The organism is Microbacterium sp. zg-YB36, from assembly GCF_024623575.2.
GTDB lineage: Bacteria > Actinomycetota > Actinomycetes > Actinomycetales > Microbacteriaceae > Microbacterium.
On record NZ_JANJFD020000001.1, the window covers coordinates 1,420,810 to 1,442,997 of the forward strand.

Sequence of the window (22,188 nt, forward strand, 5' to 3'; positions counted from 1 at the left end):
CCGAAGCATCCGGGGCCTTCATCGAACAAGCGTGATTACTTGAGGGTAACCGTCGCGCCAGCCTCTTCGAGAGCGGCCTTGGCCTTCTCGGCGGCTTCCTTGGTCGCGCCCTCGAGCACGGCCTTGGGGGCACCATCGACGACGGCCTTGGCCTCGCCGAGGCCCAGCGAGGTGAGCTCGCGGACCGTCTTGATGACCTGGATCTTCTTGTCGCCAGCGGCCTCGAGCACGACGTCGAATGCCGTCTGCTCCTCGACCTCTTCGGCGGCCGCACCAGCAGCGCCGGCAACGGCGACGGGGGCAGCAGCGGTGACGTCGAACTTCTCCTCGAACGCCTTCACGAACTCGCTGAGTTCGACCAGCGTCAGGCCGGCAAACTGCTCGAGCAGCTCCTCAGTGGTGAGCTTCGCCATGATGTATCTCCTAGATAGATGGGGTTTGTGGGAAAGAGTCCGCAGGTCGCTTACGCGGCCTCAGCGGTCTCCAGCTTTTCGCGAAGCGCGTCGACGGTGGCCGCAGCCTTGCCCATCGTCGCCTTCATCATGCCCGCCGCCTTCGCCAGCAGAACCTCACGGCTCTCGAGCGAGGCGTACTTGTTGATCTCCTCGGCGGTGAGGGTGTTGCCCTCGAAAACGCCGCCCTTGATCACGAGAAGCGGGTTGGCCTTGGCGAAGTCACGCAGAGCCTTCGCGGTGGCGACGAAGTCGCCGTGCACGAATGCGACAGCCGACGGACCGTTGAGGTCGTCGTCCAGCGCGGTGATCCCCGCGTTCTTGGCGGCGATCTTGGTCAGCGTGTTCTTCACCACGGCGTACTGCGCGTCCTGACGGATGCTGTTACGCAGCTGCTTGAGCTGGGCAACCGTCAGACCGCGGTACTCGGTCAGCAGGACGGCGTTCGAGTTCTCGAAGTTCTTCGTGAGCTCGGCGACCGATGCATCCTTCTGCGCCATGGTCACTCCTTGGTATGTACGAGGCGCTCCGCAGTGGCGGGGCGCCAGCCTCGGTCCGGTGCTCGGGCAACAAAAAAGCTCCGGCGCAAGCGCACGGAGCTGGATTCCGAAGAATAAGTTCTGTACACCTGCGTGGGCCCCTGCTGTGCAGAGCTTCGATCGTCATGCGCTTGCGCGCACACCGATGACCGACGGTCTTTGGCTTGGCTCCGAGTCTACGTGACGTGATCGCACCCGCCAAATCCGCCCGACCGCGTGCCGCACTGCGGCCGTCGCGAGGCGGGGTTAGGGTCGAAGACGTGACCCCCGAACTCTCCGCTCGCATCGTCGCGGATTCCCGCGACAGGGTGGCGTGGGTGCGGGCCCGGTCGCGCGGCATCACCGCGACCGACGTGGCATCCCTCACGTCCGAGAAGTCGATCGCCCGGGCTGCCGACGCGAAGCTGATGGGCTCGGGATTCTCCGGCAACGCCTACACCGATCACGGCCGCCGCCGCGAGCCGGAGATCGCCGCGTGGGTCGCCGCGACCCATGGCATCCAACCCTCGTCTGCGCTGTTTCACGCCGTGGTCGAGAAGCGGCACTTGGCAACGCCCGACGGGGTCGGCCTCGACGCCGGCGGTCGGGTGACGCTCGCGGAGATCAAGACGACCAACAAGCACTGGCGGTCGATCCCGCGGTCGTACATGCGGCAGGTGTGGTGGCAGCAGCACGTGCTCGGCGCCGAGCGCACGCTCGTGGCGTGGGAGCAGCATGTGGACTTCGTACCGATCGGCGACGAGCCGCGCTGCGCCTGGGTCGACCGGGACGAATACGAGATCGCCAAGCTGGTCAAGCTCGCGACCGCGCTGATCGACGAGCTCTACCACCGCACCACCCAGCGCCGCGCCCTCATCGCTCCCCCCGTCGCCCCGCGCGAACCCTTCCGCGCCCTGGCCCTCGCCGAGTGAGTATTCCCGCCGCCGAGTGAGTATTCGCGGCGTCGAGTGAGTATTCGCGGTAGCGCCCGCCCCTGCCTCTTGGTTGATGAACGTCAACAAGTGACCTATAGTTGACCAGTCTCAACTATTGACTCGCATCAACTTTCCGGTCGCCAGTGTCGTCGCGCGGACTCGCACCGACCCGCCAAGGAGTTCCATTTGTCCACCCCGGCAACCCCCGCCGCACCCTCGAAGATGACGCATCGCCAGGTGCTCGAGGCGCTCTCCGGCCTCATCCTCGGCATGTTCGTCTCGATGCTGGCCTCGACGGTGGTCTCCACCTCGCTGCCGGTCATCATCCACGATCTCGGCGGCGGCCAGTCGGCGTTCACCTGGGTCGTCACCGCGACGCTGCTGACCACGGCGATCTCGACCCCGATCTGGGGCAAGCTCGCCGACCTGATGAACCGCAAGCTGCTGTACCAGATCTCGATCGTCATCTTCGTGCTCGCCACCGCCGCCGCCGGCTTCTCGCAGAACCCCGAGACGCTCATCGCCTTCCGTGCGCTCCAGGGCATCGGCGCCGGTGGCCTGGCCGCCCTCAGCCAGGTGCTGATGGCCGACATCATCAGCCCGCGTGAGCGCGGCAAGTACATGGGCCTGTTCGGTGCCGTCATGGCCGTCGCGACCGTGGGTGGTCCGCTCCTGGGCGGCCTCATCACGGATGCCTGGGGCTGGCGCTGGAACTTCTTCGTCGCGCTTCCCGTCGCCATCGCCGCCCTCATCATCGTGCAGCGGACGCTGAAGGTTCCGGCACGCCCGAAGGTGAAGGCCAAGATCGACTACCTCGGCATCGTGCTGCTGTCGGTATCGGTGTCGCTGCTGCTGGTGTGGATCTCGCTCGCCGGCGACTCCTTCGCCTGGTGGAGCCTGGAGACCGTGCTCATGGCCGGCGGCGCGCTGCTCGGCGCGGTGTTGTTCGTGATCGTCGAACTGCGCTCCCCCGAGCCGCTGGTGCCGCTGTCGCTGTTCCGCGACCGCACCTTCTCACTGTCGGTCGTGGCATCCATCGCCACCGGCATCGCGATGTTCGGCGCGTCGGTCTACCTCAGCCAGTACATGCAGCTCGCGCGCGGAGCGACGCCGACCGAAGCCGGCATCATGACGATCCCGATGATCGCCGGTCTGCTGATCGCGTCGATGGGCGTCGGCGCCCTGATCACCAAGACCGGCCGCTGGAAGGCGTTCCTCGTGGTGGGCGCGGTCCTGCTCGTCGCCGGCTCCACGATGCTCGCAACCATCGAGTCCGACACCAACTTCGTGCTCGTGTCGATCTACATGTTCGCCCTCGGCGCCGGCATCGGCATGACGATGCAGAACCTCGTGCTCGTGGTGCAGAACACCGCCAACCCCAGTCAGATCGGAGTCGCCAGCTCCGGGGTGACGTTCTTCCGCAGCCTCGGCGGCACGATCGGCGTCGCCGTGATGGGCGCCGCGCTGGCCACCCGCGTCAGCGACCTCGTCACCGAACGCACCGACGACATCACCGCGGCGCTGGCCAGCCTGGGCGACGAAGGCGTGAGGTGGGCCGCGCAGCTGCAGACCGGCGCGCTTCCCGAGGTCGCCGCCATGCCCGAAGCCTTGCGCGTCGTCTTCGAGCAGATCTATGCCAACGGCATCTCCCGCGCGTTCCTCATCGCGGTGCCGTTCGCCGTGATCAGCCTCATCGCGATCGTGTTCCTGCCCAGCACCCCGCTGACGAACATGACCACCGCCGAGCGCCTGCGCGCGGCGGAGGCAGACCTCGCGACGGTCTCGGTCCCGGTCGGGATGGCCACCCTCACCGCGACGGGATCCCTGCCGCAGGTCGATGCGGATGCCGAGACGGATGCCGTAGTAGACGCGGATGCCGCATCCGACTCATCCGGCGCGCGCGACAGCCGACGCTAAAGTGAGCGCGATGGCCGGCGATGAGACCCCCGTGGAGCGCACCGTCGCGGTGCGCGCACTGGAGGCCGAGTTCGGCGAACTGATCAACCGGTTCCGCCGGATCGTCACCGACAACGCCCACCGGGTGAACCCCGGCATGCTCCCCGGCGCCTACAAAGTGTTCACCACGATCGTGCGCCGCGAGTCGGTCACCCAGTCGGCGCTGGCCGAACAGCTGCTCCTGGACAAGGGGCAGCTCAGCCGCACCGTGCGTGAGCTGGAGGAGCTGGGCCTCATCCAGCGAACGCCGGACCCGACCGATGGCCGCGCGAGCCTGCTGTCACCGACGGCCCTGGGCCTGGAGCGGCTCGAAGCCGCCCGCGCCCCCCAGCAGGACACCATGATGGATGCGCTGGATGCCTGGTCGGTCGCCGACATCGACAACCTCACCCGGCTCCTGCACGCCCTGACCGCCGGCACCCCGCCCGAGCCCCCGGCCCCAGCCCCAGCACCCACCCCGTGAGACCACAGCTGGTCGCCGAGACCGTGGGAAGTTCCCAACGTCTCGGCGACCAGCTGTGGTTTCAGCGACTGAGCGGCGCCGACACCGAACGTCACTGGGTGCGGAAGGCGGCGTCGAACGGGGCGTCGGGCGGCGGCCACAGCAGGGAACGCACGAAGTGCAGCGCCTCGGCGGCGCCGTGCAGGCGGTCCATGCCGGCATCCTCCCACTCGATCGAGATGGGCCCGGTGTAGCCGACCGCATCCAGCGCCCGGAACGAGTCCTCCCACGGCACATCCCCATGCCCCGTTGAGACGAAGTCCCAGCCGCGCCGCGGGTCCCCCCACGGCAGGTGCGACCCGAGCACCCCGGCGCGGCCGTTGCGCGGCCGCATCCGGGTGTCCTTGCAGTCCACGTGGTAGATCCGGTCCTGGAAGTCCCAGATGAAGCCCACCGGATCGATGTTCTGCCACATCATGTGGCTCGGGTCCCAGTTGAACCCGAACGCCGGCCGGTGATCGATGGCCTCCAGCGCCCGCACCGAACTCCAGTAGTCGTACGCGATCTCCCCCGGGTGCACTTCGTGCGCGAATCGCACCCCCTCCCCGTCGAACACGTCGAGGATCGGATGCCAGCGCGTCGCGAAATCCTCGAACCCCGCCTCGATGACCGACTCCGGCACCGGCGGGAACATCGCCACGAACGGCCAAATCGACGACCCGGTGAACCCCACGACCGTGTCGACGCCGAGCTTGCGGGCCACCCGCGCGGCGCGCTGCATGTCCTCGGCAGCGCGCCGCCGCACCCCCTCCGCGTCGCCGTCTCCCCAGACGTAGTCGCGCAGGATCGCCTGGTGGCGGAAGTCGATCGGCGCATCGCACACCGCCTGCCCGGCGAGGTGGTTCGAGATCGCGAACAGCCGCAGTCCGTGCCGATCGAGGATCTCCAGCCGCGACCGCGCGTAGGCGTCGTCCTCGTCGGCCCGGCGCAGGTCCAGGTGATCCCCGGATGCCGCGACCTCCAGCCCGTCGTAGCCCCACCCGGCCGCCAGGCGCGCGATCTCCTCGAACGGCAGATCGGCCCACTGTCCGGTGAAGAGGGTGACGGGATGTTCTGCCATGGCTCGGCTCCTTCGGGTGGGATGACCGTCAGCGCGCGGTCAGCGCGGTCAGGTACGCCAGCGATCGTTCGGCGAGCGCATCCGGGGATGCCGCGAGCGGCCGCCACACCGACGCTGCCACCGCGATGGTGGCATTGTCCCCCGTGAAGCTCTCCACGCCCAGGATCCCGTCGTAACCGGCGTCGTCGAGCGCGGCGAGCGTCGCGGGCCAGTCGGTGTGGTCGTCGCCGACCGGGCCGCGGTCGCTGCCGCACACCTGCACGTGGGCGATCGCGGCGCCGGCGGCGCGGATCGCGTCGGTGGGCCGCTTCTCCTCGATGTTCAGGTGATAGGTGTCCAGCGCCAGGCCCACCCCGGCCCCGAACAGCGGTCCGAACACCTCCACCGCCTGTTCGACGGTGTTCACCACGCTCGTCTCGTAGCGGTTGAGCGGTTCGATCGCGAGGGTCACACCGACTGCGGATGCCGCGTCGGCCAGAGGCGCGATGTTCCGGCGCAGCTGCGCGGTGGCATCCTCCCGCTCCTCCGGACTCATCCGCCAGGCGACGCCGGTGGGGGTGTAGAAGGGACCTGCCACCACCGGGCTGCCCAGCACGCGCGCCGATTCGATGCACACCGTCAGGTACTGCTGGGTCGCCGCGACGTTGCCGGCGCGCTCGAGCAGCGACCGGCCCGGACCCATGGCCCCCACTACGACCGCCGCGAGCCCCAGCTCCGCCAGCAGGTCCCGGGCCCGCTGGGCCGACCAGTCCCCCACGCTCTCCAGCGGCAGCTCGATCGCCCCGAACCCCATCGCGGCGATGCGCGGAGCCAAGCGCGCGAGGGACTCATCGGTCAGCGGGGAGGTCCACACCCAGGTGTTGACGCCGATCGTGCGGGGCATCATGGCATCTGGCGCTGCTGCCAGACTTCGGGGTATCCGGGCAGGTTCTCGCCGCCGAACTTGGCGTAGTGCCCGTCGGGCATGCCGTCGTTCTCGGTGAGGTACTGGTCGAGCTCCTCGGCGGTGATCGGGCTCTGCGGCAGTACCCACTCGGCCGGCACCTCCTCGCCGGCGAAGATCATCTGGGCCGCCAGCAGCGGGGTACGCCACTGGAAGTTCGAGTACACCGGCGCGAGGCCGGTCAGCCCCGTCTCCTGCCACTTGCGCAGGAAGCTCATCTCGTCCTCCCCGGTCATGACGGGGTAGTCCACCCCGGCATCCTCGAAGGCCTCGATCGCGGCGACCGCGCCGTCACCGGCATCCATCCAGATGCCTGCCACGTCGCCGGTGGCCAGCTCGTCCGCGATGATGTTCTTGATCTCGGCGGGGTCGGCTCCGGTGAAGTAGTCCACCGCGTCGATGCCCGCCTCGTTGAACAGCTTCTCGGCCGCGGCCCACCGGTGTTCCAGCACATCGACACCGGGGAGGATCCGCAGCGCCACGACCTTGTCGCCCTCCTCGAGGTTGTCGATGAGGAACTCGGCGGTGTCGATGCCCCAGGCGAACCCGCCAATGGGATGGATGAAGGTCACCGGGCAGTCGGTGTTCACGCCGCGGTCGAACACGATCACCGGCTTGCCCGTCTCGCACGCCCGCTCCACCGCCGGAGTCAGAGCCGCAGTGGAGTTGGGCGAGATGATGAACACGTCGCACTCGCCCTCGGCGATGAAGTAGTCGATGTCGGCGATCTGGGTGTCATCGGAGTCCTGCGCGTCGCGGGTCTCCATCTCGCTGATCGCACCGGCATCCTGCAGCGCCTGCAGCTGCTGGTTCATGGTGATCCAGCCGGTCTGGCGCCACGGGTTGGAGATCGACGCGTTGGCGAAGCACGCCTTCTTGGCCCCGGTGCTCGCGAACTCGGACGTGTCGACCATCTCGGCGTCGATGTGCTGCAGGTAGGGCTCGTCCTCGGGCCCGGCCGGCGCCACCTCGCGCTGGGCGAGCTGGGTGTCGTACATCTCCTGGTCGAACCACTCCTGCTCCTCCTCGGCGGCGGGGCTCTCGGTGTTGGCGGGGTCGACGTTCGGATCGGTCGTGCACCCCGCAAGCGCGAACAGGCCGACGAGGGCCACCGCCGCGGTGGCGATCTTCATTGATCGTCGCATTTCTAGTCTCCTCTGGTTGCTGTGCCACCGTCGGCGGCAGGGGCAGGTGATGCGGATAGTCGAGCCGAGGCGCCGGCGAGCGCGTCGGGCTCCTTCCCCTGATCGGGAGAAGCGGGTGGTGCCGCGCGAGGCCGGCGCGCGCGGAACGCGACGCCCGAATAGGCCACGGCCGCGATGATGATGACGCCCTGCACGGCATCGCGCAGCGTCGCGGGCACCTCGGCGATGTTCATCAGCAGGAACAGTGCTTCGAGCACGAATGCACCTGCCACGGCCGCGACGATCCAACCTCGGCCGCCCCCGAGCACGACACCGCCGAGCACGACCGCCGTGATAGCGACGAATTCGTAACCGCGCCCGACCGACGGGTGCACGCCGGCGTGGCCCACCAGCACGACGGCCGCCAGGGTCGCCGACAGCGACGAGATGATGAACGCGCGCGTGGTGACCCACCAGTCGCGGGCGCCGGCGTACCGCACCGCCCGGGCGTTGTCGCCCACGGCGATGAGCGTCTTGCCGAGCGGCCGGGTGGTCAGCCAGATGCCCAGCGCCAGCCAGGCCGCGAGGATCAGCACCGACCACGGCACGAAGTCGATCAGCGGCAGGTCTCGGATGCCACCGCGGCCGATTTGCCGGAAGCTGTCGGCGGGGTTACCGGTGGCGGCCCCGCCGGTCCACCACATCACCCCGCCCAGCAGCGCCAGCATCATGCCGAGCGTCACGATGAACGACGGCACCTTCAGCAGTGTCGTGAGCAGGCCGTTGACGATCCCGACCATCACGCCGAACACCGCCATCAGTGCCAGCACCGGGAGCGTCCGGGAGTCGTCCTGCCCGACGAGGTTTCCGGCGATGATCACCTGCGCGGTGACGAGCGACCCCTGCGACAGGTCGAACTCGCCGGCGATGATCACGAAGTACTGTCCGATGGCGACGATCGCGATCGGGGCGACCCGCTGGATGAACCGCATGATCTGACCGGGTTGGGCAAACGACGGGTTGAGGATGATCACCGCGACCAGCAGCACGATCAGCAGCAGGAACACCGCCCCGCGCGGGCTCAGCAGGGTGCGGATGGCGTTCATCGGCGGTCACCACCTTCCGGTGCGTCCCCTGAGCCGGGCCTGCCCGGCGCATGCTCGGCCTCGGCGATGAGGCCGGCGGAGGCGGCGACCATCGCCGGAGCGGCGGTGGCCGCCGCCGCATCCCCGCCGGTGCGGGTACCGCCAAGGCCGAACCGCGCACGCCGGCGCACGATGGCGCGGCGACTGTAGACGGCCACGGCGGCGACGATGACGACTCCGCGCACGACGTCCTTGAGGAACGGGTTCACCTGCATGACGCTCATGACGTTGTCGACGACGGCGAAGATCGCGACTCCGCCGATCGTGCCCCACACCGATCCGCGTCCACCCAGCAGCAGCGTGCCTCCCAGCACGACCGCCGCGATCGACAGCAGCGCGTATCCGCCCTGCTGCCCGACGGTGGGGCTGCCCACCCCCAGGCGGCTGGCCAGCAGCAGGCCGGCGAGCCCGGCGAACACCGAGCACAGCACGTGCGCGACGATCAGCGGCGGCTGGGTGCGCAGGCCAGACAGTCGCGACACGACGGGGTCGCCGCCGACGGCAAACAGGTGCGCACCGGTACGGGTGCGATCCAGCAGGAACCACACCACCGCGGCCAGCGCCAGCATGATGATCGTCGACACCGGCACCGGCCCGACGCCGGTGGCGCCCAGCAGCTGGAACGCCCAGGGCACCGAGCCGGCGCTCCCCTGGAAGTTCGTGTTGAGCACGCCCTGCAGGATGAGCCCCACCCCGAGCGTGGCGATGAACCCGTTGACCTTCAGCACCGTGACGATCAGCCCGTTGGCCAGGCCGATGCCGGCGCACACCAGCAGCGTCAGCGTGACCGCCCAGGGGATGTTCGCCGGGTTTCCCGCCATGGTCGTCGCGGCGATGAGGCTCGCCAGACTCATCACGTAGGTCACCGACAGGTCCAGCGACGCGCCCAGGATCACGAGGGTCTGCCCGATCGCGACGAGCCCCAGCACGCTCATGCCGGTGAGGATGTCGCGGATGTTGCCGGGGCTGAAGAAACTGCGCCCGGTGGTCGCCACCAGGATCGCACCCACCGCGATCACGAGGATGAGGATGCCCAGCACGATGAGACTGGCGTCCAGGCGCACGCGCTTCATGGCTGCCTCCCTTCGGCATCCGGGGCCTGATCGAGGTCGTCGGATCCGGTCGCGGCGGCCAGCACCTCATGCTCGGCCGACCCCGCCGGCAGCTCCGCGATGAGTTCGCCGTCGCGCATGACGAGGATGCGGTCGCTCATGCCGATGACCTCCGGCAGTTCGCTGGAGACCATCAGCACCGCTTTGCCCTCGGCGGCGAGCTGGCGCATCAGCTGGTAGACGGCGATCTTCGCGCCGACGTCGATGCCGCGGGTGGGTTCGTCGAACAGCACCACCTGCGGGGCGGTGACGAGCCACTTCGCCAGCACGACCTTCTGCTGGTTGCCGCCCGAGAGGAACCGCACCTCCTGATCGAGCCGCCCGGCGGTGATCTCGAGGGACCCCAGGATGCCGGGTACCTCACGCCGCGCAGCGCGGGTGCGTCCTGCGAAGACGCTGCGCACCACCAGCAGGGTGTTGTCCAGCGCCGATTGGCTCAGCGCCAGGCCCTGCGCCTTGCGATCCTCGGTGACCAGCGCGAGCCCCGCCTTCACCGCGGCGCGGGCGGTGGTCAGCTTCACCGGGCGGCCGTCCAGGCGCATCGTGCCGCGGCTGAAGCCGTGCACCCCGAAGATCCCCTCGACCAGCTCGGTGCGGCCGGATCCCTGCAGCCCTGCGACGCCCACGATCTCGCCGGCGTGGACGGCGAGGGTCACCGCGTCGACGAAGTCGTTGCCGCACCCCGCCAGCTCCACCCGGGCGGCGCCCCGCTCGGTGCCGGCGACCGGCCCGGGGAAGTACGCCTGGATCGGGCGGCCGACCATCCGCCGCACCAGCTCACCGGTGGTGAGGTCTGCGGTGGCATCGGTGGAGACCAGCGCACCGTCTTTGAGGATCGTGATGCGGTCGCACAGGTCGAAGATCTCCTTCAGCCGGTGCGAGACGTAGATCACGGCGACACCGCGCGAGGTGAGTTTGCGGATGATCGCGTACAGCAGCTCCACCTCGTGGTCGCTCAGCGCCGCCGTGGGCTCGTCCATCGAGATGACCCGTGCGTCGAACGAGAGCGCCTTGACGATCTCGACGATCTGCTGCTCGGCGACGGTGAGCGACCCGACCCGTCCCGCGGGGTCGATGAAGGTCACGCCGAGGTCGCTGAGCAGGTCGCGGGTGCGCCGCACCATGGCCCGCCTGTCGACGAAGCCGCCGCGGCGGGGCTCCCGGCCGAGGAAGACGTTCTGCGCGACGGTGCGCTCGGGCAGCAGGGTGAACTCCTGGAACACCGTGACGAGCCCGGCATCCATCGCCTGCCTCGGGTGGGTGAACGAGACCGGGTGGCCCTCGTACTCCACCGTGCCGGCGTCTGCCTGGTAGACCCCGGCGAGGATCTTCATGAGCGTCGACTTTCCGGCGCCGTTCTCGCCGACCAGGCCATGCACTTCGCCCCGGCGCACCTCGATGCCGACGTCCTGCAGCACGGACACCCCGAAGAAGCTCTTGCCGATGCCGTGGGCGCGCAGCACCACGTCGCCCGGACCAGCCGGGACCGGGGCGCCGGCCAGCGCGGTGTCGGTCATGCGTCCACCTCCACCCATTCCCGGCGCTCCGCCGAGGCCAGCACCGCCTCGGTGAGGTGCGCCGCCCGGAGGCCATCGGCGAAGGTCGGCAGCCCGTCCGGCGCACCTCCCCGGATCGCGGTGTGCACGTCGGCGACGAAGTTGTCGAAGGCATCCTGATACCCCATCGGGTGCCCCGCCGGCATCCGCTGCAGCCGGGCGGATGCCGCATCGGCGGTGGCGGGATCGCGCAGGAGCAGCTGGGAACCGTGACGCCCCCCGACCCACAGCTCCTCCGGCCGCTCCTGCGCGAATCTGAGGCTCTCGCCGGTGCCGTGCAGCTCCAGGACGAGTCCGTTCTTGCGGCCGGGGGCCATCTGCGACACCAGCAGCGTCGCGACGGCCCCGGAGCCGAGTTCGGCGAGCACGGCCGCGATGTCCTCGTTGCCCACCTCGCGATCGGCGCGCCGATCGAACACGCGCCGGGTCACCGCGGTCAGGCGCGCGATGCGCTCCCCGGTGACGAATTCCAGCAGGTCGCACAGGTGCGAGCCGATGTCGGCGAACGCCCGCGACGGGCCGCCGGATTCGGCATCCACCCGCCAGTCGTCGTCGGACGCGGCGAGCATCCAGTCCTGCAGGTACGCCGCCTGCACGCTCAGCAGCGTGCCGGTATCCCCACGGGCGACGCGGGCGCTGGCCTCGCGCACCATCGGGTGGTAGCGGTAGACGAACGGGACGGCGGCGACCACACCGGCATCCGCCGCCGCATCGACGAGCCGGCGCGCGTCGGCGGTGGTCGTCGCCAGTGGCTTCTCGCAGACGACGTGGTGCCCGGCCGCGATCGCGGCGAGCGCATACGGGGCGTGCGTGGCGTTGGGAGTGCACACGTGCACGACGTCGATATCGGATGCCGCCACGAGCGCCGCGGCATCCGCCTCGATCCGCCCAGCCCCGAGTCGGCGCGCGGCGTCCGCGGCGCGAGCCGGTGTGGAGGAGGCGACGGCGACGAGCGGGGAGCCTGCCGCCTGCGCGGCGGCGGCGTGCACGCGGGCCATGAAGCCCCCGCCGAGTACCCCGGTTCGGATCGTTCCGACGCCGGTCTCGATGACGCCCGTTGTCATGCCGGCGATTCTCACAGCAGCGAGGGACTTTTGCTAGTGGGGTGGCAAAAGGGACCGAGTTGAGATGCGAATGATGTGCGGGTGTCGAGGAGAAGTCCTGTGATTTACTGTGCCCATGGTCGATGCCGCACGCAGCACAGGAGCTGCGAATCCGGAGGCGGGAGAGATCTTCCAGATCCTTCGCGACGGTAGGGCGCGCACGAAGGCTGAGCTGGCGACGCTGACCGGACTGGCGCGGTCGACCGTGTCGTCCCGGGTCGATGCGCTGCTGGCATCCGGTCTCGTCCGCCCCGCAGGCGAGGCGGTCTCCACCGGCGGGCGGCCGCCCGTGCGAATCGCGTTCAATCCACTCGCGGGGTTCGTGCTCGCCGTGGATCTCGGTGCGACGCACGCCACCGTTGCGGTCGCGGACCTCGCCGGGCACATCCTGGGTTCCCGCACGCGGCAGCTCGACATCGCCGATGGACCGGAGCCGGTGCTCGACAGCGTGCTGGCCGATGCCGACGCACTGCTCGGCGACGTCGGCGCCCCGCCGGAGCGGCTGGTGGGGGTCGGCATCGGCGTGCCGGGGCCTGTCGAGCACTCCACCGGCCGCCCCACCAACCCGCCGATCATGCCGGGGTGGGATCGGTTCGACGTGCCGGGGTACGTGCAGGCGACGTACCAGGTGCCGGTGCTCGTGGACAACGACGTGAACATCCTCGCGCTCGGCGAGCAGGCGCTCGGCTGGCCTGGTGTCGAGGACCTGGTCTTCGTGAAGGTCGCCACCGGAATCGGCGCGGGCATCATCTCCGGTGGGCAACTGCAGCGCGGCGCGCAGGGATCGGCCGGCGACATGGGCCACGTGCAGGTGCCGTACAGCCACGACTCCCCCCGGCCACCGGGCGACGAACGCGACCTCGAGGCCATCGCCAGCGGCACCGCGATCGCCGCGGAACTGCGCGCACAGGGCATCGAGGCGAGGGCGAGCTCGGACGTGGTCACGCTGGTGCGCTCCGGGAACCCGGCGGCCATCGCGGCGACCCGCCAGGCCGGCCGCGAGGTCGGTGAGGTGCTGGCGACGGTGGTGAACATGCTCAACCCCTCCCTCATCGTGATCGGCGGCAGCATCGCCCGCGCCGGCGAACACCTGCTCGCGGGGGTGCGCGAGGTCGTCTACCGGCGGTCGATCCCGCTGGCCACCCAGCATCTGGGCATCGTGCAGTCGCAAGCAGGCGAGACCGCCGCGGTGCTGGGGGCCGCGATCATGGTCACCCGGCACGTGCTGGCCCCCGCCAACGTCGACGCCCTCGCCGCCCGTGCCTGACCCGGCGCGGGTCCCCACCCTCCCCAAGACCGTGAGACCACAGCTGGTGGCCGAGACAGTGGGTGTTTCCCACGGGGGCGGCGGCCCCCGGTGGTGTGACGCGGGGGGGGGGGGCGCGGCGGGGGACGCGACCCTGAGCGGATGCCGCAGGCGGCGGGCACGGGCGGCGCGGCATCCGCGACGCGGGGGCGAGTCTTTTCACCCGCGTAACACGGGCGAGACATACTCCGGGTTGACTGGGACCCCCAGCCCCATCCCGGGCCGAACCGAGCAGCACCTGCCGCCACCCGCGGAGCGCGAAAGGAGCGACCGATGAGATTCCGGCCGCTGAGATCGACCGCCGTACCCGATGCGGGACCCCTTGTCGTGTCCGACCCGCCCCCGATGATGAAGGCGGTGCTGTTCGACAAGCCCGGCCCTGCCGACGTGCTGCACGTCGCCAAGGTGCCGGTGCCCGCGCCGGTGCTCAGCGAGGTGCTGGTGCGCGTCGTCGCCGCCGGCGTCAACCCGATCGATGCCAAGACGCGCGGCGGCGGCGGCGCGACTGCCGGGATCACGTCCTACCCCAGCACGATCGGCTTCGACTTCAGCGGCGTCGTCGTGAAGACACCGTATGAGTCCCACCCACTGCCGCCCGGCACGGAGGTCTACGGGATGGTGCCGTTCCCCCGGTCCGGCGGCACCTACGCCGAGTACGTGGTCGTCCCGTCGCTGTCGGTCGCCCGGAAACCCGCATCCCTCTCCCACGCCGAAGCCGCTGGCGTCCCGCTGGCCGCCCTGACGGCCTGGGGGCTCGTCGTCGAGACCGCCCATGCGCACGAGGGTCAACGCATCCTCATCCACGCCGGCAGCGGCGGCGTCGGCCACTTCGCCGTACAGCTGGCGGCGTACTTCGGCGCCTACGTCATCGCGACCGGTTCGGAGCGCAACCTCTCGTGGCTGCGCGACCTCGGCGCATCCGTGGCGATCGACTACGCCACCACGCGCTTCGAGGACGTCGCCGGCGAGGTGGACGTCGTGATCGACCTGGTCGGCAACGTGTACGACGACACCGGTTCGCGGTCGCTGTCGGTGCTGCGTCCCGGCGGGCTGTACGTGCTGGTGCCCACCGGTGGCTGGCCGGGCTACGCGGAGGCGGCCGCGGCCGCCGGCATGCGGGCGACGTCGTACAAGGTCATCCCGGACGGCGGGGTACTCGCGACGCTCGCGCGCCTGCTGGAGTCGGGCTCGATCCGGGTGTTCCTGGACCGGGTCTTCGACCTCGACGAGGCGGCAGCGGCGCATCTCGAACTCGAGCGTGGGCACACCCGCGGTAAGTCGGTGCTTCGAGTCAGCGACGACTGACCGCCCCGAGCCCACCCGCCCGCTGCCGCCCGCTCACGGCCGCGTTCTTCCTGAGTCATGCGCCGGAAGGGGCGAGCACCCGCCGCGCCTCGGCGATCAGTTCGCCGGCAATCGCGTCCAGCAGTGGGGAGCGCAGGTTCCACTGCTGCCAGTACAGCGGCACGTCCACGCCTGCCCCACCGAGCGGCACCAGTTCACCGGCATCCAGCGCTTGCTGCGACTGCAGGCGGGGCAGCATCGCCCAGCCGAGGCCGAGTCGCACGGCTGCGGCGAAGTCGTTGGATGCCGGCACATAGTGCCGCGGCGCTGCATCCGGGTCGACGCCGCGACCGGCGAGCCAGGTGCGCTGGATATCGTCGCGCCGGTCGAAGTCCACCAGCGGCGCGGTAGCCAGCGCACTCGCGCTCGCCCCGTCGGGCAGGTGGCGGGCGACGTAGGCCGGCGTTGCAACCGCCTCGTACCGCAGCGTGCCGAGGGCGCTGACCGCGCACCCTGCGACCGGGGTCGCCCGCGACGTGACCGCGCCCATGACGGTGCCGTTCTCCAGCAGCGCTGCCGTGAAGTCCTGGTCATCGCGGTGCAGGTCGAACACGACCGGATGCCGCGCCGCCAGCCGCGCCAGCGGTGGCAGGAACCAGGTGGCGAGGGAATCGGCGTTCACCGCGAGCGGCACCGAGACCCCACCCTCGTCCGGGTCGCCGAGCTCACGCAGCGCGTCGTGCTCGAGCAGCCCCACTTGGCGGGCCAGGCGCACCACGGCTCCCCCGGCCTCGGTGAGCCGCACGGGTTTCGCCCGCACCAGCAGCACCCGCCCGACGTGCTCCTCGAGTGCCTTGATGCGCTGACTGACGGCGGACGGGGTCACGTGCAGGCGGCGCGCCGCGGCATCCAACGTGCCCTCGTCGACGACGACGGCGAGGGTCTCGGCCAGCTCAGCAGGAACTCGCATCATCAATCATGCTAATGGTACGGAAGAATCCTGAGCTGTACTGATAGCCGCCGCGGTCGTAGCGTCGAACCGTGCTCCCCTCCCTCGCCGCCGGATTCGCGCTCGGCCTCTCGCTCATCGTCGCGATCGGCGCGCAGAACCTGTTCGTGCTGCGGCAGGGGGTGCGCCGCGAACACGTCGCGGCGGTGGCGACGGTGTGCGCGGTGTCGGATGCCGCGCTGATCGCGGCGGGGGTTTCGGGACTCGGCCTCGTGTTGCAGGCGGTGCCCTGGCTCATCGACGTGGTGCGCTGGGCGGGCGCGGTGTTCCTGCTCGGCTACGCGCTGCTGGCGGCGCGGCGCGCGTGGCGGCCGTCGGGCGCAGCACTCCGGGCGACTGCGGCGGGTGGGGCGCCCGCGGCGGAGTCGGCTCCGGCGACGCCGGACGGCGCCGTCTCGACGGGCACGCGCCTGGGCCCTGTGCTGCTCACGTGCCTTGCACTGACCTGGCTGAACCCGCACGTCTACCTCGACACGGTGTTCCTGCTGGGCAGCGTCGCCAGCACCCACGGCGACCATCGTTGGGTGTTCGCCGCGGGTGCGATGACCGCGAGCGTCGTGTGGTTCTTCGCTCTGGCATACGGCTCGCGCGTGCTGGGCCGATGGCTGGCGACGCCTCGCGCATGGCGGGTGCTCGACGGTATCATCGCCGTCGTGATGGCGGCGCTCGCGGTCAGCCTCGTGCTGCCGCGGTGAGCCCGGTCGCGGTGACACCCGATGCACGGCACGATGGAGGCTATGAGGCGCGTGCACGTGATCGTTCGAGGCGACGTTCAGGGCGTCGGCTACCGGTACACGATGCGCATGGTGGCACGGGATGCCGGCACCTCGGGATGGGTGCGCAACCGCCGCGACGGCTCGGTCGAGGCGGAGATCGAGGGCACCGACGACCAGGTCGATGAGGTGCTCGCGTGGATGGCCGAGGGCCCGCCGGGATCCCGCGTCGACGACGCCGCCGTCACTGAGCGCGACCCGAGCGGCGAGGCCACGTTCGAGGTGCTCCCCGACGCCTGAGTCACCCGTCCGCGCGTGCCCGCAACACCCGCTCCCCTGTCACGCATGACGGCCGGCGGCGACCATCTGCGACAGGCGAGGGATCAAGCGAAGTGCCCCGGGAACGACGAAGGGACCCCGCCCGAAGGCGAGGTCCCTTCGTGTAAGCGCGGTGGCTCAGAACACGTTGACATCCAGCGGGATGCCGGGGCCGAACGTGGTCGACATGGCACCCTTCTGGATGTAGCGGCCCTTGGAACTGGACGGCTTCAAACGCACGATCTCTTCGAGAGCGGCGTTGAAGTTCTCATCCAGCTGCTCAGCGGTGAACGAGGCCTTGCCGACGACGAAGTGCACGTTGGCGTGCTTGTCGACGCGGAACTCGATCTTGCCGCCCTTGATCTCCTCCACGGCCTTGGCCGGGTTGGGGGTCACGGTGCCGGTCTTGGGGTTCGGCATGAGGCCACGGGGACCCAGCACCTTACCCAGGCGACCGACCTGGCCCATGAGCTCAGGGGTCGACACCGCGGCGTCGAAGTTGGTCCAGCCGCCGGCGACCTTCTCGATGAGCTCGGCGCCACCGACCTCGTCGGCGCCTGCGGCGATGGCGGCCTCAGCGGCCGGACCCGTCGCGAAGACGATGACGCGGGCGGTCTTACCCGTGCCGTGCGGCAGGATGACCGTGCCACGGACCATCTGGTCCGCCTTGCGCGGGTCGACGGCGAGCTTGAGCGCGACCTCGACGGTCGAGTCGAACTTCTTCGACCCGGTCTCCTTGGCCAGCTGCACCGCCTCGGTGGACGAGTAGAACTTGCCGGGCTCGATCTTCTCGGCGGCAGCGTTGTAAACCTTGGACTTAGCCATGTTCGTTATCCCCTCAGTCCTCAACCGTGATGCCCATGGAACGGGCGGTGCCGGCGATGATCTTCGAGGCGGCCTCGATGTCGTTCGCGTTCAGGTCGGGCTGCTTCGCCTCGGCGATCTGACGGACCTGGTCCTTGGTGAGCTTGCCCACCTTGGTGGTGTGGGGCACGGCGGAGCCCTTGGCCACACCGGCGGCCTTCTTGATCAGCTCGGCTGCAGGCGGCGTCTTCAGGATGAACGTGAAGCTGCGGTCCTCGTAGACGGTGATCTCCACGGGGATGACGTTGCCGCGCTGCGACTCGGTCGCGGCGTTGTACGCCTTGCAGAACTCCATGATGTTGACGCCGTGCTGACCGAGCGCGGGGCCGATCGGCGGCGCCGGGTTGGCGGCGCCAGCCTTGATCTGGAGCTTGATCAGGCCGGTCACCTTCTTCTTGGGTGCCATGTGTTGCTTCCTCTCCTCGAGGGACCGGTCCTTAGCGCGGACCGTATCCATCTCCCGCGAATCCGGCGGTTCCGGACGGCGGTTCGTCTGCGCGCGCGTTAACGAACGTGCAAACCCCACAATCTTACCCGATGCCCGGTGCACGCGAGAACGCCCCGTCTGGCGTGAGCCGGGCGGGGCGTTCTCGGGTGCGTTCGGGGGTTTCGATACGCCGCCTGCGGCGGCTACTCAACCACCGGGCCGAATCAGAGTTTCGTGACCTGGTCGAACGAGAGCTCGACGGGGGTCTCGCGCTCGAACAGGGAGACGAGCACCGTGAGCTTGCCGCTCTCGGGCTTGATCTCGCTGATCGTGCCGGGAAGACCGGCGAACGAGCCTTCCTTGATCGTGATCGTCTCGCCGACCTCGAAGTCGACCTCGGCGGGGATGGAGCGCGCCTGCGTCGCGGAGCCCTTGGCGCCGCCACCCTTTGCGGATGCGACCTCCTTGATCTCCACGAGCGACTTGAGCATGTTGAAGGCCTCTTCGAAGCGAAGCGGCGTGGGGTTGTGCGCGTTGCCGACGAAGCCGGTCACGCCGGGCGTGTGACGCACGACCGACCAGGTGTCCTCGTTCAGTTCCATGCGCACGAGCACGTAGCCGGGGATCCGGACGCGCGTGACCATCTTGCGCTGACCGTTCTTGATCTCGACGACGTCCTCCATGGGGACCTCGACCTGGTAGATGTCCTCTTCCACCTCGAGCGTCGACTTGCGCTGCTCGATGTTCGCCTTCACCTTGCGCTCGAAGCCGGCGTAGGAGTGGATGACGTACCACTTGCCCGGCAGGCTGCGAAGTTCGGTGCGGAAGGCCTCGTACGGGTCCTCTTCGGCGTCTTCGTCGGCGTCTTCAGCGGCGCTGGCGGTACCTGCGGCGGCCGCGAAGTCGCTCAGGAAGTCGTCGTCCAGGGCGGGCTCATCGGGCTCGCCGTTGACGTCGGGGCCGTCGTAAGGAGTGACCTCGTCGGCCTCCTCCGCGACGCGCTCGGCCTGCTCTTCGGCGAGCGAGTCGGTGAGCACCTCGGCAGCAGCCTCGACCTCGGCGGCCTCGTCGATCTCCAGGGCGTCGTTCACGATGGCATCCGCCTCCGGGTCGTCGATTTCGATGTCGTCCAGCTCGCTCAGGTCCGCGTCGTCGCCGTCCTGGTCCTCGGCGTTGTCGTCCACGATGTGCAGCGCGAGGTGCTCAGCCGGCTCGGCGGCGCGCTCCTCAGCGGCGAGCACGTTGCCCTCCTGGGCTTCGTCGTCCTCACTGGACTGCTCTGCGGCGGTCGCCCAGTCGGCGTCGTCGACATATTTTTCAGTCACTTGGGTTCTCTTCCGTTCGTGGTTCCGGTGACATCTCAGCCGAGGTCACCGGATTGCGTACGTCTGCGCGGCTCAGCTCGGGACGCCGAAGACGATCTGGACGACCCAGGTGAACACCCAGTCGAGACCGTAGACGATCGCCATCATGACGACGACGAATCCGAGCACGACCCCCGTGAACTTCAGGAGTTCTTGGCGGGTCGGGGTCACGACCTTGCGGAGCTCCGCGAAGACCTCGCGGAAGAAGTTGGCGATGCGCCGGAAGAAGTTGGCGATGCGCTGGAAGAAGTTGGGCTTCTTCGAGCGCGGCGTGTCGCTGGGGGCGACGCGCGGAGCATCGCCGGTCTCGACGACCTCGCCCTTCGATTCGTCCTGGACCATCAACTCCGCCTGTTAGTGACCTTGGTGTGCCAGCATGTGCTGACGCGCAGGGCGGACAGGAATCGAACCTGCAACCTGCGGTTTTGGAGACCGCTGCTCTGCCAATTGAGCTACCGCCCTAAGACCCGGAGGTCTTGGGTGAAATCGCACTCCTGTCGTGTCGCTGCGGGGCTTCCCGTCGGCGGGCACGGCGAAAGAATGCAGATTTCGACTGCACATCCCAGTGTACGGCATGCCTTCACTGCCCAGCGAATCACCCGGGGCCGGCGGCGGCCGGGATCAGTAATCTGCGATGCCGTAGCGGTCTGGTTCCGGCCACCGCTGGAAGGCCCTCCCCGACAGCACGTGCGGATCGATCCGCACATAGTGGTACTTCAGCGTGGGCACCCACGGCCGCAGCGCCAGCGCGTCGGCGGCGCGCACCTCATCGCTGGTGTCCAGCACGCGGGCACGGCCGCGGGCGACCACGCTCCACGCGTCGACATCGGTGTGATCGTCGACCTGGAACAGCACCTCGTCGTTCACGCTGAGCTCGAACAGCTTGCTCCCCGGCGCGGTGCGGAACAGGATCGCCCCGTCGGCGACGACGTAGTTCACCGGGAAGATGTCCATCACGTCGTGGACGTGCGTGACGATGCGGCCGAGCTCCTGCTGGGCGAGCTTGTCCCAGCATTCCTGGTCGGACAGGGCGGCAACGGGTTCCTGCGTCTGGTCCATGCCCACATCCAAGCGTGGAGGGGGCGCGGATGCCAGTGCTTTACGCCCCGCCGTCCCCACCCGCCGCACCCGGCGCCACCCGGATGAGCTTCTTGTTGACGAACTCGTCTGCTGCGAGCAGGCCCAGTTCGCGTCCGGTGCCGCTGCGCTTGACCCCGCCGAAAGGCAACTCCGGCGAGTCGGCGAGCACGAGGTTGACGTAGACCATGCCCGCTTCGATCCGGTCGGCCACGCGTTCGGCCTGCGCGGGATCCGTCGTGAAGACGTAGGAGCCGAGTCCGAACCCGGTGTCGTTGGCGATCTGGACGGCCTCGTCCTCGTCCGCGACGCGGTAGACCACGCCGACGGGTCCGAAGAACTCCTCCTGATAGGCATCCATGTCCGGCGTGACCCCGGTGAGTACGGTGCCGGGGTAGAACGCGCCATCGCGGGTGCCCCCGGTGACCAGCGTCGCCCCCTGCGCGACGGCGCGGTCGACCTGGTCGGCGAGGCGCTCGGCGGCGGTCACCGACGACAGCGGGCCCAGCACGGTGTCCTCCGCGAACGGGTCGCCCACGGTTGCTGCCGCCATGGCCGCGGTGAACTTCTCCAGGAACGCGTCATACAGCTCGTCCACGACGAGGAAGCGCTTGGCGCCGTTGCAGGACTGCCCGACGTTGTCCAGCCGCGCGTCGACGGCCGCCTGCACCACCTGGTCGAGGTCGTCGGTGGACAGCAGCAGGAACGGGTCCGAGCCGCCGAGTTCGAGCACGGCCTTCTTCAGGTTGCGGCCGGCGACCTCCGCCACGGCGGCGCCGGCGCGCTCGGACCCGGTGACGGAGACGCCCTGCACCCGTCGGTCGGCGATGACCTCGGCCGCCTGTTCGTTGGTGAGCCGCAGGTCGGTGTACACCCCCGCAGGGAAGCCTGCATCGGCGTAGATCTCGGCGATCGCGGCGGCCGACTGCGGGCACTGCGAGGCGTGCTTGAGCAGGATCGCGTTACCCAGCGCGATGTTGGGGGCAGCGAAGCGGGCCACCTGGTAGTACGGGAAGTTCCACGGCATGATCCCCAGCAGCACGCCCAGCGGCGCCCTGCGAATGACAGCGGTGCCCTCCCCCAGGATGTCCACCGGGGTGTCCCCGGTGATCTGGTCGATGTGGTCGGCGTAGTACTCGGTGATGTCGGCGGCGAAGTCCACCTCGCCCTCCGCGGCGGCCAGGGGCTTGCCCATCTCACGCACGATGATCGCGGCGAGGTCGTCACGGCGCTCGCGGTGCAGTTCGGCGACGCGGCGCAGCAGCCGCGCCCGCTCGGCGGTCGATGACCGGCGCAGCCAGCCGCGGTAGGCCGCGTCGGCGGCGGCGAGGGCGGATTCCACCTCATCCGCGGTCGCAGTGGGGTAGGTGGCGAGGGTCTCGCCCGTGGCCGGGTTGACGACCGCATACGTGCTCATGAT

The 22,188-nt window shown here is 69.5% G+C and carries 23 protein-coding genes and 1 tRNA gene; 7 read left to right on the plus strand and 17 right to left on the minus strand.

Annotated features, from left to right (window positions below):
• Positions 1-35: 35 nt before the first annotated feature.
• Complete coding sequence (gene rplL, locus NQ151_RS07310; protein WP_257507987.1) at positions 36-413, minus strand: 50S ribosomal protein L7/L12; 378 nt, start codon at positions 411-413, stop codon at positions 36-38.
• Positions 414-463: 50 nt separating this feature from the next.
• Positions 464-952, minus strand: a complete 489-nt coding sequence (gene rplJ, locus NQ151_RS07315; protein ID WP_257527572.1) for a 50S ribosomal protein L10 — start codon at positions 950-952, stop codon at positions 464-466.
• A 299-nt stretch (positions 953-1,251) separates the two neighbouring features.
• On the opposite strand from rplJ, the gene NQ151_RS07320 reads away from it, so the two are divergent.
• The 3 genes from NQ151_RS07320 (at position 1,252) to NQ151_RS07330 (ending at position 4,324) form a co-directional block, all read left to right on the plus strand.
• Entirely contained in the window at positions 1,252-1,902 is a 651-nt protein-coding gene (locus NQ151_RS07320; RefSeq protein ID WP_257507985.1) for a YqaJ viral recombinase family protein, read from the plus strand.
• Positions 1,903-2,127: 225 nt separating this feature from the next.
• A complete protein-coding gene (locus NQ151_RS07325; RefSeq protein ID WP_257527846.1) occupies positions 2,128-3,822 on the plus strand; it encodes an MDR family MFS transporter in 1,695 nt (564 codons plus the stop codon).
• A gap of 10 nt (positions 3,823-3,832) precedes the next feature.
• Positions 3,833-4,324, plus strand: a complete 492-nt coding sequence (locus NQ151_RS07330) for a MarR family winged helix-turn-helix transcriptional regulator (RefSeq protein WP_257527573.1) — start codon at positions 3,833-3,835, stop codon at positions 4,322-4,324.
• 91 nt (positions 4,325-4,415) lie between these two features.
• On the opposite strand, the gene NQ151_RS07335 is transcribed toward NQ151_RS07330, so the two are convergent.
• The 7 genes from NQ151_RS07335 to NQ151_RS07365 are packed head-to-tail and all read right to left on the minus strand — an operon-like array spanning position 4,416 to position 12,367.
• Complete coding sequence (locus tag NQ151_RS07335) at positions 4,416-5,423, minus strand: sugar phosphate isomerase/epimerase family protein (protein ID WP_257527574.1); 1,008 nt, start codon at positions 5,421-5,423, stop codon at positions 4,416-4,418.
• Positions 5,424-5,451: 28 nt separating this feature from the next.
• Complete coding sequence (locus tag NQ151_RS07340; RefSeq protein ID WP_257527575.1) at positions 5,452-6,306, minus strand: sugar phosphate isomerase/epimerase family protein; 855 nt, start codon at positions 6,304-6,306, stop codon at positions 5,452-5,454.
• Positions 6,306-7,499 carry a substrate-binding domain-containing protein gene (locus NQ151_RS07345; RefSeq protein ID WP_374113795.1) on the minus strand — a complete coding sequence of 398 codons (1,194 nt, stop codon included), beginning with the start codon at positions 7,497-7,499 and terminating at the stop codon, positions 6,306-6,308. The genes NQ151_RS07340 and NQ151_RS07345 overlap by 1 nt, the downstream gene beginning before the upstream one ends.
• A gap of 14 nt (positions 7,500-7,513) precedes the next feature.
• Positions 7,514-8,596: an ABC transporter permease gene (locus tag NQ151_RS07350; protein ID WP_257527576.1), complete on the minus strand. Its 1,083-nt coding sequence runs from the start codon at positions 8,594-8,596 to the stop codon at positions 7,514-7,516.
• On the minus strand, positions 8,593-9,708 hold the full coding sequence (locus NQ151_RS07355) for an ABC transporter permease (protein WP_257527577.1): 1,116 nt from the start codon (positions 9,706-9,708) through the stop codon (positions 8,593-8,595). The genes NQ151_RS07350 and NQ151_RS07355 overlap by 4 nt, the downstream gene beginning before the upstream one ends.
• Complete coding sequence (locus tag NQ151_RS07360) at positions 9,705-11,264, minus strand: sugar ABC transporter ATP-binding protein (RefSeq protein WP_257527578.1); 1,560 nt, start codon at positions 11,262-11,264, stop codon at positions 9,705-9,707. The genes NQ151_RS07355 and NQ151_RS07360 overlap by 4 nt, the downstream gene beginning before the upstream one ends.
• Positions 11,261-12,367, minus strand: a complete 1,107-nt coding sequence (locus tag NQ151_RS07365; protein ID WP_257527579.1) for a Gfo/Idh/MocA family protein — start codon at positions 12,365-12,367, stop codon at positions 11,261-11,263. The genes NQ151_RS07360 and NQ151_RS07365 overlap by 4 nt, the downstream gene beginning before the upstream one ends.
• A gap of 115 nt (positions 12,368-12,482) precedes the next feature.
• Here NQ151_RS07365 and NQ151_RS07370 point away from each other — a divergent pair, with 115 nt between their 5' ends.
• Positions 12,483-13,673 (plus strand): ROK family transcriptional regulator, encoded by a 1,191-nt coding sequence (locus tag NQ151_RS07370; protein ID WP_257527580.1) that lies wholly within the window; start codon positions 12,483-12,485, stop codon positions 13,671-13,673.
• A 312-nt stretch (positions 13,674-13,985) separates the two neighbouring features.
• Entirely contained in the window at positions 13,986-15,017 is a 1,032-nt protein-coding gene (locus tag NQ151_RS07375; RefSeq protein ID WP_257507975.1) for an NADP-dependent oxidoreductase, read from the plus strand.
• Positions 15,018-15,072: 55 nt separating this feature from the next.
• On the opposite strand, the gene NQ151_RS07380 is transcribed toward NQ151_RS07375, so the two are convergent.
• Positions 15,073-15,969, minus strand: coding sequence for a LysR family transcriptional regulator ArgP (locus NQ151_RS07380; protein ID WP_257527581.1), 897 nt, complete (start codon positions 15,967-15,969; stop codon positions 15,073-15,075).
• Positions 15,970-16,037: 68 nt separating this feature from the next.
• Between NQ151_RS07380 and NQ151_RS07385 the strand changes: the two genes are divergently transcribed.
• Together NQ151_RS07385 and NQ151_RS07390 are read left to right on the plus strand one after the other, a co-directional pair.
• Positions 16,038-16,700 (plus strand): LysE/ArgO family amino acid transporter, encoded by a 663-nt coding sequence (locus NQ151_RS07385; protein WP_257507973.1) that lies wholly within the window; start codon positions 16,038-16,040, stop codon positions 16,698-16,700.
• Between the two features lie 42 nt (positions 16,701-16,742).
• On the plus strand, positions 16,743-17,018 hold the full coding sequence (locus NQ151_RS07390) for an acylphosphatase (RefSeq protein ID WP_257507972.1): 276 nt from the start codon (positions 16,743-16,745) through the stop codon (positions 17,016-17,018).
• A 156-nt stretch (positions 17,019-17,174) separates the two neighbouring features.
• On the opposite strand, the gene rplA is transcribed toward NQ151_RS07390, so the two are convergent.
• From rplA to NQ151_RS07425, 7 genes are all read right to left on the minus strand, one after another.
• Positions 17,175-17,861: a 50S ribosomal protein L1 gene (rplA, locus tag NQ151_RS07395; protein ID WP_257507971.1), complete on the minus strand. Its 687-nt coding sequence runs from the start codon at positions 17,859-17,861 to the stop codon at positions 17,175-17,177.
• Between the two features lie 13 nt (positions 17,862-17,874).
• Positions 17,875-18,306 carry a 50S ribosomal protein L11 gene (rplK, locus tag NQ151_RS07400; protein WP_257507970.1) on the minus strand — a complete coding sequence of 144 codons (432 nt, stop codon included), beginning with the start codon at positions 18,304-18,306 and terminating at the stop codon, positions 17,875-17,877.
• 245 nt (positions 18,307-18,551) lie between these two features.
• Positions 18,552-19,652, minus strand: a complete 1,101-nt coding sequence (gene nusG / locus NQ151_RS07405) for a transcription termination/antitermination protein NusG (protein WP_257507969.1) — start codon at positions 19,650-19,652, stop codon at positions 18,552-18,554.
• Between the two features lie 72 nt (positions 19,653-19,724).
• Positions 19,725-20,033, minus strand: a complete 309-nt coding sequence (gene secE / locus NQ151_RS07410; RefSeq protein WP_257507968.1) for a preprotein translocase subunit SecE — start codon at positions 20,031-20,033, stop codon at positions 19,725-19,727.
• 47 nt (positions 20,034-20,080) lie between these two features.
• Positions 20,081-20,153, minus strand: a tRNA-Trp gene (locus tag NQ151_RS07415).
• Between the two features lie 159 nt (positions 20,154-20,312).
• A complete protein-coding gene (locus tag NQ151_RS07420) occupies positions 20,313-20,750 on the minus strand; it encodes a pyridoxamine 5'-phosphate oxidase family protein (RefSeq protein WP_257527582.1) in 438 nt (145 codons plus the stop codon).
• Between the two features lie 40 nt (positions 20,751-20,790).
• On the minus strand, positions 20,791-22,185 hold the full coding sequence (locus NQ151_RS07425) for an NAD-dependent succinate-semialdehyde dehydrogenase (RefSeq protein ID WP_257527583.1): 1,395 nt from the start codon (positions 22,183-22,185) through the stop codon (positions 20,791-20,793).
• Positions 22,186-22,188: the final 3 nt, after the last annotated feature.